Source organism: Pseudomonas sp. 2957 (assembly GCF_031456345.1).
Taxonomy (GTDB): domain Bacteria; phylum Pseudomonadota; class Gammaproteobacteria; order Pseudomonadales; family Pseudomonadaceae; genus Aquipseudomonas; species Aquipseudomonas siliginis.
Genome location: NZ_JAVDUL010000006.1, coordinates 122,644 through 136,827, shown reverse-complemented (window position 1 = coordinate 136,827; position 14,184 = coordinate 122,644). Strand labels below are relative to the sequence as shown.

The 14,184-nt window shown below is 61.9% G+C and carries 14 protein-coding genes; 2 read left to right on the top strand and 12 right to left on the bottom strand.

Going from position 1 to position 14,184, the window contains the following annotated elements; all coding sequences use genetic code 11:
* Positions 1–114 precede the first annotated feature (114 nt).
* The 12 genes from J2Y39_RS21700 to J2Y39_RS21640 form a co-directional block, all read right to left on the bottom strand.
* Entirely contained in the window at positions 115–393 is a 279-nt protein-coding gene (locus J2Y39_RS21700) for a DUF971 domain-containing protein (RefSeq protein WP_095179719.1), read from the bottom strand.
* Positions 390–1,352: a HEAT repeat domain-containing protein gene (locus tag J2Y39_RS21695; RefSeq protein WP_095179718.1), complete on the bottom strand. Its 963-nt coding sequence runs from the start codon at positions 1,350–1,352 to the stop codon at positions 390–392. The genes J2Y39_RS21700 and J2Y39_RS21695 overlap by 4 nt, the downstream gene beginning before the upstream one ends.
* The gene (locus J2Y39_RS21690; RefSeq protein ID WP_310219639.1) at positions 1,349–2,197 is read right to left on the bottom strand and encodes an ABC transporter ATP-binding protein; all 849 of its coding nucleotides are present in this window, start codon (positions 2,195–2,197) and stop codon (positions 1,349–1,351) included. The genes J2Y39_RS21695 and J2Y39_RS21690 overlap by 4 nt, the downstream gene beginning before the upstream one ends.
* Positions 2,197–2,976: an ABC transporter permease gene (locus tag J2Y39_RS21685; protein ID WP_310219636.1), complete on the bottom strand. Its 780-nt coding sequence runs from the start codon at positions 2,974–2,976 to the stop codon at positions 2,197–2,199. The genes J2Y39_RS21690 and J2Y39_RS21685 overlap by 1 nt, the downstream gene beginning before the upstream one ends.
* A 331-nt stretch (positions 2,977–3,307) precedes the next feature.
* Entirely contained in the window at positions 3,308–4,732 is a 1,425-nt protein-coding gene (locus tag J2Y39_RS21680) for an ABC transporter substrate-binding protein (protein WP_310219634.1), read from the bottom strand.
* A 211-nt stretch (positions 4,733–4,943) separates the two neighbouring features.
* Positions 4,944–5,189, bottom strand: coding sequence for a ferredoxin family protein (locus tag J2Y39_RS21675; protein ID WP_003225615.1), 246 nt, complete (start codon positions 5,187–5,189; stop codon positions 4,944–4,946).
* 27 nt (positions 5,190–5,216) lie between these two features.
* Positions 5,217–6,947: a fumarate reductase/succinate dehydrogenase flavoprotein subunit gene (locus J2Y39_RS21670; RefSeq protein ID WP_310219628.1), complete on the bottom strand. Its 1,731-nt coding sequence runs from the start codon at positions 6,945–6,947 to the stop codon at positions 5,217–5,219.
* Positions 6,944–7,696 (bottom strand): GntR family transcriptional regulator, encoded by a 753-nt coding sequence (locus J2Y39_RS21665; protein WP_252885886.1) that lies wholly within the window; start codon positions 7,694–7,696, stop codon positions 6,944–6,946. Before J2Y39_RS21665 ends, J2Y39_RS21670 begins: the two co-directional genes overlap by 4 nt.
* Before the next feature lie 216 nt (positions 7,697–7,912).
* The gene (locus tag J2Y39_RS21655) at positions 7,913–8,878 is read right to left on the bottom strand and encodes a Gfo/Idh/MocA family oxidoreductase (RefSeq protein WP_310219626.1); all 966 of its coding nucleotides are present in this window, start codon (positions 8,876–8,878) and stop codon (positions 7,913–7,915) included.
* A gap of 9 nt (positions 8,879–8,887) precedes the next feature.
* Positions 8,888–9,775 (bottom strand): Dyp-type peroxidase, encoded by an 888-nt coding sequence (locus J2Y39_RS21650; protein ID WP_310219625.1) that lies wholly within the window; start codon positions 9,773–9,775, stop codon positions 8,888–8,890.
* Between the two features lie 74 nt (positions 9,776–9,849).
* The gene (locus J2Y39_RS21645) at positions 9,850–10,587 is read right to left on the bottom strand and encodes a DUF72 domain-containing protein (RefSeq protein ID WP_310219623.1); all 738 of its coding nucleotides are present in this window, start codon (positions 10,585–10,587) and stop codon (positions 9,850–9,852) included.
* A 10-nt stretch (positions 10,588–10,597) separates the two neighbouring features.
* Positions 10,598–12,385 carry a thiamine pyrophosphate-requiring protein gene (locus J2Y39_RS21640; protein ID WP_041478664.1) on the bottom strand — a complete coding sequence of 596 codons (1,788 nt, stop codon included), beginning with the start codon at positions 12,383–12,385 and terminating at the stop codon, positions 10,598–10,600.
* A gap of 179 nt (positions 12,386–12,564) precedes the next feature.
* On the opposite strand from J2Y39_RS21640, the gene J2Y39_RS21635 reads away from it, so the two are divergent.
* Positions 12,565–13,068, top strand: a complete 504-nt coding sequence (locus J2Y39_RS21635; RefSeq protein WP_310219620.1) for a cupin — start codon at positions 12,565–12,567, stop codon at positions 13,066–13,068.
* Positions 13,069–13,297: 229 nt separating this feature from the next.
* Complete coding sequence (gene yghU / locus J2Y39_RS21630; protein WP_041478663.1) at positions 13,298–14,137, top strand: glutathione-dependent disulfide-bond oxidoreductase; 840 nt, start codon at positions 13,298–13,300, stop codon at positions 14,135–14,137.
* Positions 14,138–14,184 lie beyond the last annotated feature (47 nt).

Here is a 14,184-nt window from a genome sequence, read left to right as displayed (position 1 = left end):
TGATCGTTCCCACGCTCTGCGTGGGAATGCCTCAAGGGACGCTCCGCGTCCAGTGACGCGGAGTGTCACGGGCTGCATTCCCACGCGGAGCATGGGAACGATCATCGGATAAGGTCAGGAAGCCAGTTGCGCCAGGTACTCCCACGGATAAATCCCGCGTTGATGCCCGTCGCTGAACACCAGTTGCACACCATACCCCTGCGGGTTGAGTTCGATCAGACGCACGCGATCATCAACCAGCGGCGTGACACCGCGCAGGCGAAATGCGCGGCATTGCGAGCAAGGGCATTGCCGGCGCAGATCGGCATGCTTGAGCAGCGATTCGCGCCCGTCCGGCCAGCTCAGGTGTAACGTGCGCTCACTCTGCGAGTTGCCCACCGACAGCGGATTCATTGCAGCTGACTCAACGCGATGCGCACGGCTTTGCGCACTTCCGGGTCGCCGTCGTCCTGCGCTGCCTGCAACGCGGCCACGGCGCCGCGATCGTTCAACTCTCCAAGCGCCAGCGCGGCCTCCTTGCGCAGGTTGCTGATGCGGTGGCCGAGGGTGTCGATCAGCGCGTCCAGCGCCGGGACGAAACGCAAGCGGCCAAGGCTGCGAGCGGCGCGCAGGCGCACTTGCCAGTAATCATCGCTCAGCGCTTCGACCAAGGTCGGGCCGGCGTCGCTGTGGCCAACCTTGCCCAGTGTCGTCGCGGCTTCTTCGCGCACTTGCCAGGCAGGGTCGTGCAAGGCCTGGCGCAGCGCCGGCAACACTTCGGCGCCACTGGCCAGACCCAGCGCACCGGTCGCGGCGCGGCGCACTTCGGTGTCCGGGTCGTCGCTGGCCAGTTGCGCCAGGGCTGGCAGCGCGTCGAGCTGTTTGAGCCAGCCGAGCACGCCAACCGCTTCGCGCCGAACATGAGCATCGGCATCTTCCAATGCCGCGACAGCAGCCGGCGCGGCCTCGGCAAAGCGCAATTCTCGCAACGCCCGAAATGCGGCGATGCGCACACTCACATCGGCATGTTCGGTCCACGGCAGAATCACGCGCCCCGCCGCTGCAGTCTTGAGCAGGCTCAGGCTTTGCGCCGCCGCCGATTGCACAGCGGGCGACGGATCCGTCAGCGCTTCGCACAAGGCTTGCACGACCGCATCGTCCTCCCACGCTTCAAGCAATCGCGCAGCTTCAGCGCGAACATCCTCGGCAGGATCCTGACGAAGTCGATCAACCAGCCAGAGCAAGCCATCCGGTTCTTCGAGATCGGCCAGATCGATCAGGGCAATGCGCCGCACGCCGGGGTCTTCCGCCGTCAAGCGCGGTTGCAGGGCGCGGATGTCATCGTTGTCGGTCACAGCAAAAATAGAGGTCATAAGGCAAATCGCGGCAAAGGGTTTTCAGGAGGCAGGCCGAGCGGATTGAGGCGCGGCAGCGGTCGGTCGTTGTCGTGGCGCAGCAGGTCGAGGCAGTGGCGCTTGAGGCGAGCGAATTCCGGGCTGGTCACCAGTTCGCTGGTGCGCGGACGCGGAAAGTCCAGAGGCAAATCTTCGATGATTCGCCCCGGTCGCGCGCTCATCACCAGCAAGCGGTCGGCGAGAAACAGCGCCTCGTCAATGTCGTGGGTGACGAAAACCACCGTGGTGCGGATGCGCGTCCAGATGTCCAGCAGCAGTTCCTGCATGTTCAGACGGGTCAGCGCATCCAGCGCGCCGAACGGTTCGTCCATCAGCAACAGTCGCGGGCGATTGACCAGCACCCGGGCGATTTCTACCCGTTGCTGCATGCCCCCGGAGAGTTGATCCGGCCAGCGCTCGGCGAAGCCTTCGAGGCCGACCAGTTTGAGGATGTCGTCAGCGGCGCGATGGCGCTCAGCCTTGCCGACCCCGCGCATTTTCAAGCCGAAGGCGACGTTGTCGCGCACCGTGCGCCACGGGAACAGCGTGTGGTGCTGAAACACCATGCCGCGCTGCGGCGACGGGCCGGTCACCGCGCTGCCGTCGACTTTCAAGCTGCCGGTACTGGCATTCAAGTGTCCGGCCAGGGCGCCGAGCAAGGTCGACTTGCCGCAACCGGAGGGGCCGAGAATGCACACGAACTGGCCGGGTTCGATCTGGCAATCGAGGCCCTGCACCGCTTCGAAGGCTTCGCGGCCCTGGCCGAGGACGATGGACAACTGGCGAATGTCGATCCGCCCTGCTGGGGTTTGCATCACGCTCATCAGGCTTTGCCTTGCGGTCGATGCCAAGGCGTGAACAAGCCGCCCAGGCGTTTGATCAGCCAACTGCTGCCCATGCCCAACACGCCGATCAGGAGCATGCCGACGACAATGTCGGCGTAGTTCTGAATGGTGTAGGACTCCCAGGTGTAGTAACCGATGCCGAACTGCCCGGAGATCATTTCCGCGGTCACCAGACAGAACCACGAAGTGCCCATGCCGATCGCAAGGCCAGTGATGATGCTCGGCGCAGCGCCCGGCAGGATTACTTCCAGCAGAATCGCCCGACGCCCGGCCCCGAGGCTCTTTGCCGAGGCGATCAGGCGTGGATCAACGCCTTCGACGCCGTGCACGGTATTGAGCAGGATCGGGAACAGCGCGCCAGTGAAGGTGATGAAAACCATCGACAACTCCGAGGACGGAAACATCAGGATCGCCAGCGGAATCCACGCCACGGCGGGGATCGGGCGCAGGACTTCCAGTGGCGGCAGCAAAATGTCTTCAGCCCATTTCGAACGGCCGATGGCCAGACCCAGGGCGATGCCGAGGATCAACGCCGCCACGTAACCGGCGAAGACCCGGCCGAGGCTGCTGCTCAGGTGCTGCCAGAGTTTGCCGGAGTCGCCCAGGCCCAGTGCGGCTTCGGTAACCGCCAAGGGCGTCGGCACGTTGGCAAAGGTGACCAGGCCGAGGTTCCAGTGATGGCTGGCGGCTAGTTGCCAGAAGAGCAGGCAGAGCAGCAGTGAGGCGGCTCTTGATGTCCAGCGCAACGGTGTTTTCATAGTCCGGTTTCCAGTTCGGGTTCTGTGTGATGGCTGAGATTTACCCCCTCACCCCAGCCCTCTCCCCCAGGGGGGCGAGGGGGAAAGGGAGCCGATTTGCGTGCTTTTCACGACCTGAGTTCGACTCGGTACTTCACGTCGGCGTATCTCTCACCAACAACTCGGTCAGTCCCCTCTCCCTCCGGGAGAGGGTTAGGGTGAGGGGCTTTTGATCTTCAGCGCTTGCAGACCTCAGTTCGACTCGGTACTTCACGTCGGCGTATCTCTTACCAACAACTCGGTCAGTCCCCTCTCCCTTTGGGAGAGGGTTAGGGTGAGGGGCTTTTGATCTTCAGCGCGCAGCAACAACCTGCGCAGTGGCATCGCTAAAGTCGAACACCTTGCCACCCTGCGCCGCAGCGTATTGCTGGGCCTGGCCCTTGAGCAGAAATGCGCTGAGGCGGCCCTTGGCGTCGCTGGCAAACCACGCCTGTTCAGCGAGCAACTTGATCCCGCTGTCACTGGCCTGCGCATATACCGCGCGAATGTTCTTGCCCTCCTGCTTCAACCCTGCCAACGCGATGAAGGCCGCTTCAGCCGAGCCGTAACGGCGGACTTTTTCCTCACCGCGCACCCAGATTTCCGCGACATGGCTGACGTCGGTGATGGCTCTGCCCGTCGCCGCATCCACGCCCGGCAATGGCGTCTGCGCGTAGTTGGCCAGTTGCGCGGTGTAATCTAGATTTGAGGCCTTGAAGGCGGCGCGGATGTACTGGTCGTCGATGAAGCTGTTCAGGTCGAGCCCGCGATCGGCTTTCTTCAGCAGCTTCAAGGTATCGATGGCGGTACCGACAGCCTGGCGGTATTCAGGTTTCCAGCTCAGGTCGCGGGTCTGTACGCCGAGCGGGCCGTGAAACAGGTAGTTGACCTCGGCATCGACGCCGGTGACTTTGGCGATCAGTTCGCTGTACTTCTCGGGTTCGGCGGCAAGCAGTTGGTTGGCTTCGATGCTCGCGCGCAAATAGGCGACGACGATTTCCGGGTACTTCCTGGCGTAGGCCTGATCCACCAGTGCGCCATGGAAAGTCGGCGCGTTGGCCTGGGCGCCGTCGTAGATCTTGCGGGCGAAACCACGGCTCGGGAACAGCTCGGCGAACGGCACGAAATCGGCGTGGGCGTCGATCTTGCCGGCCTGCAATGCCGAGCCGGCGACTTCCGGTGGCTGGGCGATGATGTTGACATCCTTGAGCGGGTCCCAGCCCTGCTCTGCCACGGCGCGCAGCAACATGCCGTGAGCCGTCGAGGCGAACGGCACCGAAATGGTCTTGCCCTTGAGTTCGCTGAGGCTCTGCACCGACGAAGCGCTCGGCACGACGATGCCGTTGCCGCTGCCCTTGATGCTGCCTGACAGCACGTTGATGAACAGGCTGTGCTTGCCCGCCGTTTCGAATGCCACGCCGTTGAACGCACCGGGGAAATCGGCCATGGCACCGAAATCGAGTTTGCCGGCGACCATCTCATTGGTCAGCGGCGCGCCACTGGTGAAATTCTTCCACTGCACGTCATACTTCGCGTCTTTGTAGGCGCCATCGTGGGGCAGGTATTTTTCCAGCAGACCCAGTTCCCTGATCAACAACCCGCCAGCGGCGCAGTTGATGGTGGTGTCCTGAGTGCCGATGGCGATGCGGATGGTTTCGGCCGAGGCCGACAAGGTGAATGAAGCCAGTACCAGACCGGCAAGTGCTGCACGCAACATGAGTGTTTCCCCTCGAATCATTTGTTTGAAGTTCGTCTCCGCCGCGATCAGGGCGCGGTGGGAAACGAGGGGTGTTTTGCATTCAGCGTCCGGGGTTCACCGGATGGCTATTGGATAATCACAATTGCAATGTGGGAGCGAGCCTGCTCGCGAAGGCGGCGGGTCAGTCACCATCATTGTTGAACGAACGATTGCTTTCGCGAGCAGGCTCGCTCCCACAATGGATTTGGGGTCAACGCAACAAATAGGGGATGTCGACCTTCACCGCCCCAGTCGGGCAATCCTTCTCGCACGGCATGCAGTACCAGCATTCATCGAACGCCATGTAGGCCTTTTGCGTGGCCGGGTTGATCGCCAGCAGGTCCATCGGGCAGACGTCGACGCACACGGTGCAGCCCTTTTCGGCGATGCATTTGTCCTCGTCCACGGTGACCGGGGCGTTGGAGCGGAAGAAGATTTCCTGAGCTTGATAAGCCATGGTTCGGACTCTCTTTCTAGTGATGCATCAAGCGGCGAAGGCGCCGACCCGCAGGCGGTCATAGGCCTGCATTTCTTCGGCATCGAGCGGGATGATGTAAGGCTCGACGGCTTTCTTGAAACTGGTCATGCGCCCGTCCTCGCCCTTCTTCAGATGGCAATGGCAGAACCACTCGGCGTCGTTGCGTTGCGGATGATCGACGCGATAGTGGTACAGGCCCCAGCGGCTTTCGGCGCGGAACAACGAAGCGCGGGCGGCCATTTCGGCGCAATCGCGGATCACGCTGGTTTCCATCGCTCGCATCAGTTCGTGAGCGTTGTTGGCTTTCATCTGCTCGAGATCGTGCTCGATGTCGCTGAAACGCTGCAGGCCGATCTGCATCTTCTTGGTCACTTTCGGCGGTTGCAGGTAGTCGTTGACGAAGCGGCGCAGCTTGTATTCCACCTGCGCCGGTGGCAGGCCGTGTTCGCGGTCGAGCGGCGCGTAGACCCGGGCTTTTTCCTTGGCGATCTGCTCGCTGTCCAGTGCGGAAAACTCGCGGCCGGCGACGAACTCCGCCGCGTTGTGCCCGGCGAACCAGCCGTAAGTGAACGCGCCAAGCATGTAATTGTGCGGCACCGCAGCCATGTCGCCGGCCGAATACAAGCCTTTCACTGAAGTCTCGGCACGCTCATTGACCCACACACCGGACGCCGAGTGGCCGCTACAAAAGCCGATTTCCGAAATGTGCATTTCAACCATCTGCGTGCGGTAGTCGGTGCCACGGTTGGCGTGGAACTGGCCACGGCTCGGGCGCTCATTGCTGTGCAGGATTTCCTCGATGTTCTGGATGGTTTCTTCGGCCAGGTGATCGAGTTTGAGGAACACCGGACCGTTGCCGCTCTCCAGTTCCTGATGGAATTCCCACATCATCTGCCCGCTCCAGTAGTCACACTCGATGAAGCGTTCGCCCTTGTTGTTGGCGGTGTAGCCACCCAGCGGGCCGGTGACGTAGGCGCAGGCCGGGCCGTTGTAGTCCTTGATCAACGGGTTGATCTGAAAGCACTCGAGATTGGCCAGTTCGGCGCCGGCGTGATAGGCCATCGCGTAGCCGTCGCCCGCATTGGTCGGGTTTTCGTAGGTGCCCATCAGGTAGCCCGACGACGGCAGGCCGAGGCGCCCGGCCGCGCCGCAGGCGAGAACCACTGCTTTGGCCTTGATCACATGGAAGTCGGCGGTGCGGCAATCGAAGCCCATCACTCCGTTGACCGCGCCCTCCTCGTCGGTCAACAAACGCGTGCAGACCAGGCGATTGGTGATGCTCACCCGCGCACGTTTCAACTGCCGATACAGGACTTTCTTGATGTCGTGCCCTTCCGGCATCGGCAGCACATAGGCGCCCATGTGGTGGACCTTTTTTACCGCGTAGTCACCGGTCTCGTCCTTCTCGAACTTCACGCCCCAGCGGTCGAGTTGTTCGATGGTTTCAAAACTGTGCGTCGCATAGGCGTAGACCGCCGCCTGATTGACGATGCCGTCATTGGCGATGGTGATTTCCTTGGTGTACTGCTCCGGTGTCGAGTGGCCGGGAATGATCGCGTTGTTCAGGCCGTCCATGCCCATGCTGATCGCGCCGCTGCGCTTGACGTTGGCCTTGTCGACCAGCAAAACGCGCAAATCGCGGTTCTTCTCTTTGGCCTTGATCGCCGCCATCGGCCCGGCCGTGCCGCCGCCAATCACGACGATGTCGTATTCCTGTTCTAGAACGTTGCGGGTCATGCCTGCTCCCCTTTTTGCCGGTCGATCCGCAGGCGGTACTGGAACGCATCGCCACGGTAATAAAGGTGTTCGAAGTCCAGCGGCTGGCCGTGGGCATCGTGGGTCAGGCGCTCGATGCGCATGATCGGCGAGCCCGCTTCGACGCTGAGTGCCTGGGTCAGGTCGCTGTCGGCCAGCACCGCATCGATGGCCAGATCGGCGTGGCCGAGGGCGATGCCGCAGTCGTTTTCCAGAATCAGAAAGATGTCGCGGGTGACCAGATCGGCCTTCTCCAGCCGCTCGCCGACGGCTTTGGGCAGGTAGGTGATTTCCAACGAGATCGGCTCCCGGTTGATCAGGCGCACGCGTTTGATCTGCGCGACGATTTCACCCTCGGCGAGCTGCAGCCGCTCGGCCACACGCTTGTCGGCCGGAATGAATTTGAAACTGCGCAGGCGGTTGATCACTTCATAACCGCGCCCGGTCATCGACTCGGCGAGGCCTTGCAGGCTGCTGACGTTCTGAAAGGTTTTCGGCTTGGCGACGAAGGTGCCCTTGCCATGGATTTTGAAGATCAGCCCTTCTTTCTGCAGATCGCCCAAGGCCTGGCGCACGGTGATGCGGCTGACTTTGAACAGCGCACCCAGCTCGCTTTCGGAAGGCATTTGACTGTCTTGCGGGTATTCACCGTCGAGAATCCGCGCACGCAGGACGTCGCGCAGTTGGGTGTGCAGCGGAACGCTACTGAGGGAGAGAACGTTATCGGTCATCGTCGGATCACTTGTTATAACGAGTTATGACGTGATCTTAGAGACGTTATGACGAGGTTGAGAAATACTGTTTGGGCATAACCTTAGATGCGTGTTGCGCCGGCAAAACCTGTGGGAGCGAGCCTGCTCGCGAAAGCGGTGTGTCAGTCACCCAAGATACTGACTGACAGAATGCTTTCGCGAGCAGGCTCGCTCCCACAGGGGATCGTAAGCTATTCAGCGTTTGAGTATCCGGTCCATGACCCAGTCGGTCTTGACGGCTTGCTCGGCCACGGCGGGATGCTGTGAATCACCACGAATATGCGCATTCATCCCCAGCACGTGATGCCACTGGATATGCTCGTGATGGGCGATTTCCAGGCTGATCTGCTCATCGGCAAACAGCTGCACCGGATGCTCGTCAAACACCGAAAAACCGATCCGCCCTTTGCTGCCGATAATCTCGACGCGATCCTCACGGCGATCCGCAACAAAGTTCCAGCAGCCCGTGCCCAACGCCCCGGAGGCGAATCGCCAAGTGGCGCTGACCGCATCTTCAGCCGCGTACAAACCTGCCTGACGCGCAGTGAAACCGGCGACTTCAACGATGTCGCCAAGCAGATACTGGAACAGGTCCAGGCCATGGCTGGCCAGGTCGGCAAAGTAGCCGCCGCCAGCCACCGCAGGGTCGGTGCGCCAATTATCGCGACCCTCAAGATCAGCCGGCGACGGCGCTTTGGTCAGTGTCCAGCTCAGATGGCGGACATCGCCGATGCGCCCCTCCTCCAGCCATTGCCGCACCTGAGCGAAGCGCGGCAGCGAGCGGCGGTAATAGGAGACGAACAAGTGCAGACCGGCAGCGGCAAACGCTTGCTGCATCTCGCGGCTTTGCCCGGCGTTGAGTGCCATGGGCTTTTCCACGCAGCAATGCTTGCCGGCAGCGGCGACTTTCAGGCTGTAGGCGTGGTGGCTGTCGGGCGGCGTGGCGATGTACACCGCGTCGACTTCGGGATCGTTGATCAGCGCGTCGACGTCGGTATAAACGCGGCTGATGCTGTGGCGCGCGGCGTAGTCGGTCACCGCTTCGAGGCGTCGGCCCATCACCGCGACCAGTGCCGAACCGGGCGCCTTGTAAAAGGCCGGCCCGCTCTTGCGTTCAGCGACACTGCCGCAACCGATCATGCCCCAGCGCACCACGTTCATATGCAGTCCTCAGCCGATGCGCAACGCGCGCAGATCAAGGCGTCCGTCCTTGAGCGGCGGGCACCAGTAGTAGCCGCCGGTGATTGGCCGGCTGATCTGGTACAAGCCATCGGCAATACCGTCTTCCAGACCGCTCATACGGCGCAGCTGCGCTTCGAAGGCATCGAGGGAGAAACCGAAAGCGAGGAACATCAAACCGGCACGATCGCCTTCGATCCACGGCATCGAGCGGCGCACGACGAACGCTTCCGGCGCAAAGCTTTCCTGCGCGGTGCGTTTCACGTGGGCGGAGATCGGCGCGTCGTCGATTTCTTCGTTATCGCTCAAGCGACGCCCCATGATGTCGTCCTTGGCCCCAGCAGAGAGGCGGTGAAAACCCTTGAGATCGTGCTGCCACTGCTGGATCGCGGCGAAGCTGCCACCGACCAGCCCGTCCGCGCCACTGCTCAGCAGCGCGGCGGCGACAGCGGCGTCATCGTGGGGGTTTTCCGTGCCGTCTTCGTAACCGGTGAGGTCGTGGCCCTCCATGTGGCGGAAGGCTTCCTGCATCTCGACCAGACGCAAGGCCGGGGCCAGCGCGGCTTCGATAGCGTTGCAGCGGTTGAGCAGTTCACCCCGGTCGACACCGTGCAGCCAGATCCACAGGGCATGCTGGGTCGACGGGTTATTCACGCCAACTCCGGTCAGCGCCGGGAAGCTGCGCAGGCCAGCGATTTCGACATTCAGCGCCTTGGTCAACGACTCACCAAAGCCAACCACCGCCGACTTGCCATCCACCAGCATCAGCAGGTTGTCGATCGCTTGCGGCAAGGCTTCAACCGACGCCAGGGCGAAAAACAGATGACGTGCTTGCGCAGGAACAGGGGTAGCGAGAATGCCCGGCTGGTAGTAACTCATGTGAACTCCTTGAAAAAGTGCGCGGAGTTTACCTGTAGCCGGATCTTTTGTGTGGGTGGCGAGAGCGTCGTCGTTCAGCGTTCACCGCCTTCGATCAACGCCTTCAAAGCCAGCGCATCGGCGGTGGCGGCACCGCTGGCGGTGTTGTCGAAGATGCACCAGATGTCTCTGCCGTCGGCCTTCGCGCGCTGCAGGTTCTGAGCAAGCTGTTGCAGATAGGCCGCTTCATAAGCGCTGTGATAAATCCGTGGCGAGCCGTGCAGGCGCCAATACTGCAGGCCTTGCCAGCCACCCGGCGCGGTGTCGCTGCTGATCCGCGAGGGATCGACCACCGCCTGGGCGATTTGCAGATCGACCAGCATCGCCTCAGCGCCAGTCCACGATTCGTGTCGCGGTTCCAGCACCACACTGCCTTTGAACCGCTCGCGCAGGGCACGAAAAAACGCCTCGGCCACCGGCGCATCGAAGGCAAGTTTCGGTGGCAATTGCACCAGCAAGCAGCCGAGGCGATCACCCAAGCCCTGGCATTGCCCGAGAAACTCATCGAGCGCGGCCGCGCTGTCCGCCAGCCGCTGTTCATGGGTGATGAGCTTCGGCACTTTCACGGCGAAGCGAAAGTCCGGCGCCACCGAATCAGCCCAGCGCTCGTAGGTCTGGCGCCGATGCGGGCGGTAGAACGAGCTGTTGATTTCCACACAGTTGAAGCGCGCGGCGTAGCGTTGCAGGTGCGTGCCTTCGGCGGGGAATGCCGGCCAGTGCTCGCGACGGAGACTCCAGCCGGCGCAACCGATAAAGATCGCTGGCTCGTTCAAGCGCCCACCGTCATTTCTTCCCGGGCAACACGGCGCCGAGCACCTGCTTGGCAGTCTGCACAATCACCCCGGCTTCATCCGGATCACCCTTGAGCAGGGTTGTGGCGAACTTCTTCGCTTGCTCAAGCTTGATGTGCGGCGGCAACGGCGGCACGTTCGGGTCGGTCTTGAACTCAATCAGCACCGGCACTTCCGAGGCGAGCGCTTGCTCCCACGCAGCGGCGACCTCTTCTTCACGATCAACAAAAATGCCCTTGAGGCCAATGGAGATCGCGAACAGGTGATACGGCACATCGGGAATGCTCTGCGACGCTTCGAACTTCGGATCGCCCTCCATCACCCGCTGCTCCCAGGTGACTTGATTGAGGTCTTCATTGTTGAACACCGCGCAGATCCATTTCGGGCTCTGCCATTGTCGCCAGTATTTGGCGACGGTGATCAGCTCGGCCATGTTGTTCATCTGCATCGCGCCATCGCCGACCAGGGCAATGACCGGGCGTTCCGGGTAGGCAAATTTCGCCGCGATCGCATACGGCACCGCCGCGCCCATCGAGGCCAGGCCACCGGACAACGAGCATTTCATGCCGCGACGGATTTTCAGGTCACGGGCGAACCAGTTGGCGCAAGAGCCAGAGTCGCTGGTGATAATCGCCTGCTCGGGCAAACGCGGCGACAACTCGTAGACCACCCGTTGCGGATTGACTGGATCGGCTTTGGCCATGGCGCGTTTTTCCAGGGTTTTCTCCCAGCTGCTGCGCCAGCCTTCGATCTTCTTGCGCCACTTGTTCGAGGTTTTCTGTTCCAGCAAGGGCAGCAACGCGGCCAGGGTTTCCGCTGAATCACCGACCAGATTGACCTCCATCGGATAACGCAGGCTGAGCATGTCCGGCTGCAAGTCGATCTGCACGCCGCGCGCCTGGCCTTCCTTGGGCAGAAACTCGGAATACGGGAAGCCCGAACCGATCATCAGCAAGGTGTCGCACTCGCTCATCAGCTTGTAGCTGGGCTCGGTGCCGAGCAGGCCGATGCTGCCGGTGACCCACTGCAAGTCATCGGGGAGTGCCGCTTTGCCCAGCAAGGCTTTAGCGACACCGGCACCGAGTTTTTCTGCCACGGCGATGACTAGGTCGGTCGCCTCCAGCGCGCCGGCACCGACCAGAATCGCGACTTTCTCGCCGCTATTCAGTACCTCGGCGGCGCGTTGCAGATCGGCGGCATAAGGAACGACTTTAGGCTTGCTGTAGCCGACGCCGGAATGCGCGGTGCCATGGGCGCGCGCCGGTTGTTCGTAAGGCAGATCCTGCAAGTCATTGGGCAGAATCAGCGCGGTGACGCGGCGCTCGCCGACCGCAGTGCGCACCGCACGATCAAGCAGATGGCGCACTTGCGAAGGCGCCGAAGCCTGCTGCACAAAAGCCCCGGCGACGTCTTTGAACATCGACACCAGATCCAGCTCCTGCTGGTAGTGACTGCCCAGCGCCGTACGCGCCTGCTGACCGACAATGGCCAGCACCGGCATGTGGTCCATGCGCGCATCGTAGAGGCCGGTGATCAGGTGCGAAGCGCCGGGACCCGAGGTGGCGATGCACACGCCCAGCTCGCCGGTGAACTTGGCGTGGGCCGAGGCCATGAACGCGGCCATTTCCTCGTGCCGCGCCTGGACAAATTCGATTTTGCCTTTGGCTCGGCTCATGGCGCCGAACACACCATTGATGCCATCCCCCGGATAGCCAAAAATTCGCGTGACGCCCCATTCGCTGAGCCGCTCAACCAGAAAATCACCAACTGTCATCGTCATCTTGACCCTCGCCATTTACCGCTGCATGGACATGTAAGGGTCTGGACAGCCCGCTGCGCGATGAAGTTTCGCTGGATCGCACGGGCATGGGCTCAGGCACCGTGTTTGCGCGGCAATGATTTTTGAGGCGTGCGCTCTGCTCTGTGGTCGATTGAGAAATGATCGAAGGAGGATGGGTCATGACTGAAGTACAAACCCTGCTGCTTCAACGCAATGACTGGGTGCCGAACAATCCGCGTCTGCCGGTGCTGATCTACCGCAGCGCGGTGGCCGTCGAGGGCGACGATCCGGCGGCGCGCTTCGAGCAGACCTTCGGCGCCAATGGCTGGCCGGCGCAGTGGCGCTATGGCATTTATGACTATCACCACTACCACACTGAAGGCCACGAAGTGCTTGGCGTGGCGGCCGGTCAGGCACGGTTGATGTTGGGCGGGCCTGACGGGCAAGCCGTCGACGTCAGCGCCGGGGATGTGTTGTTGCTGCCGGCCGGAACCGGGCACTGCAATCTGGGATCGAGTGAGGATTTTCTCGTGGTGGGTGCTTATCCGCCGGGGCAGCAGGCGGACATTTGCCGGGCCGCGCCGAGTGATGCGCAGTTGGCGCGGATTGCGGGGCTGGCGTTTCCTGAGACAGATCCGGTGCAGGGAGTCGGGGGTGCGGTTGGGCGGTATTGGAGCCATTAGGCGCGGCGACCCTGCCGACGCTTTCGCGAGCAGGCTCGCTCCCACAATGAATACGGGTGAACCCTGTTTCTCTGTCCAATACATACCCTGTGGGAGCGAGCCTGCTCGCGAAGGCGGCAGATCGGTTTACATCATTCAATATGAATAACCGCACTCACCGCTGGCACCCGCCGGAAATTTTCCCTACGGTGTCTACCTGTTCTCTCCCAGCATCGACGAGGTCCGTTTCATGAGCAATGCGTCTTACGTTCCGCCCAAGGTCTGGAAACACGAAGCCCCGTCCGGCGGCCACTTCGCCAGCATCAACCGGCCGATCGCCGGGCCGACCCACGACAAGGAACTGCCGGTCGGCAAGCATCCGTTGCAGCTGTATTCGCTGGCCACGCCCAACGGCGTCAAGGTCACCATCATGCTCGAAGAGTTGCTCGCACTTGGCCACAGCGAGGCCGAATACGATGCGTGGCTGATCCGCATTGGCGAGGGCGATCAGTTCTCCAGCGGTTTTGTCGAGGTCAACCCGAACTCGAAAATCCCGGCGCTGCTGGATCGCAGCGTCGAGCCGCCGATCCGGGTGTTCGAGTCCGGTTCGATCCTGCTGTATCTCGCGGAAAAGTTCGGCGCCTTGCTGCCCAAGGATCCGGCCGGTCGCACCGAAACCCTCAACTGGCTGTTCTGGCAAATGGGCTCGGCGCCGTACCTGGGCGGCGGTTTCGGGCACTTCTACGCGTATGCGCCGGAGAAGCTCGAATATCCGATCAACCGCTTCACCATGGAAGCCAAACGGCAGCTGGATGTGCTCAACCGCCGTCTCGCCGACAACACCTATCTGGCCGGCGACGATTACACCATCGCCGACATCGCCGTGTGGCCCTGGTACGGGCAACTGGTGCGCAACAACGTTTACTCGGCGGCGGAATTTCTCGCCGCGCACGAGTACACCCATGTGCAGCGCTGGGCGGAAGAAATCGCCAAGCGGCCAGCGGTCATCCGTGGGCAGCGAGTGAATCGCACCTGGGGTGATGAAGACAGTCAGGTGCCGGAGCGGCATGAGGCGAAGGATCTGGACTGATAGCAAAAACCGCATAACCCTGTGGGAGCGAGCCTGCTCGCGAAAGC

What these genes read in the sequence shown, in the direction of transcription:
- J2Y39_RS21690 (WP_310219639.1), bottom strand. Translation starts at nt 2,197, where the DNA reads ATGAGCGTGATGCAAACCCCAGCAGGGCGGATCGACATTCGCCAGTTG.
- J2Y39_RS21695 (WP_095179718.1), bottom strand. Translation starts at nt 1,352, where the DNA reads ATGACCTCTATTTTTGCTGTGACCGACAACGATGACATCCGCGCCCTG.
- J2Y39_RS21670 (WP_310219628.1), bottom strand. Translation starts at nt 6,947, where the DNA reads ATGACCCGCAACGTTCTAGAACAGGAATACGACATCGTCGTGATTGGC.
- J2Y39_RS21650 (WP_310219625.1), bottom strand. Translation starts at nt 9,775, where the DNA reads ATGAGTTACTACCAGCCGGGCATTCTCGCTACCCCTGTTCCTGCGCAA.
- J2Y39_RS21640 (WP_041478664.1), bottom strand. Translation starts at nt 12,385, where the DNA reads ATGACGATGACAGTTGGTGATTTTCTGGTTGAGCGGCTCAGCGAATGG.
- J2Y39_RS21700 (WP_095179719.1), bottom strand. Translation starts at nt 393, where the DNA reads ATGAATCCGCTGTCGGTGGGCAACTCGCAGAGTGAGCGCACGTTACAC.
- J2Y39_RS21685 (WP_310219636.1), bottom strand. Translation starts at nt 2,976, where the DNA reads ATGAAAACACCGTTGCGCTGGACATCAAGAGCCGCCTCACTGCTGCTC.
- yghU (WP_041478663.1), top strand. Translation starts at nt 13,298, where the DNA reads ATGAGCAATGCGTCTTACGTTCCGCCCAAGGTCTGGAAACACGAAGCC.
- J2Y39_RS21675 (WP_003225615.1), bottom strand. Translation starts at nt 5,189, where the DNA reads ATGGCTTATCAAGCTCAGGAAATCTTCTTCCGCTCCAACGCCCCGGTC.
- J2Y39_RS21635 (WP_310219620.1), top strand. Translation starts at nt 12,565, where the DNA reads ATGACTGAAGTACAAACCCTGCTGCTTCAACGCAATGACTGGGTGCCG.
- J2Y39_RS21680 (WP_310219634.1), bottom strand. Translation starts at nt 4,732, where the DNA reads ATGATTCGAGGGGAAACACTCATGTTGCGTGCAGCACTTGCCGGTCTG.
- J2Y39_RS21665 (WP_252885886.1), bottom strand. Translation starts at nt 7,696, where the DNA reads ATGACCGATAACGTTCTCTCCCTCAGTAGCGTTCCGCTGCACACCCAA.
- J2Y39_RS21655 (WP_310219626.1), bottom strand. Translation starts at nt 8,878, where the DNA reads ATGAACGTGGTGCGCTGGGGCATGATCGGTTGCGGCAGTGTCGCTGAA.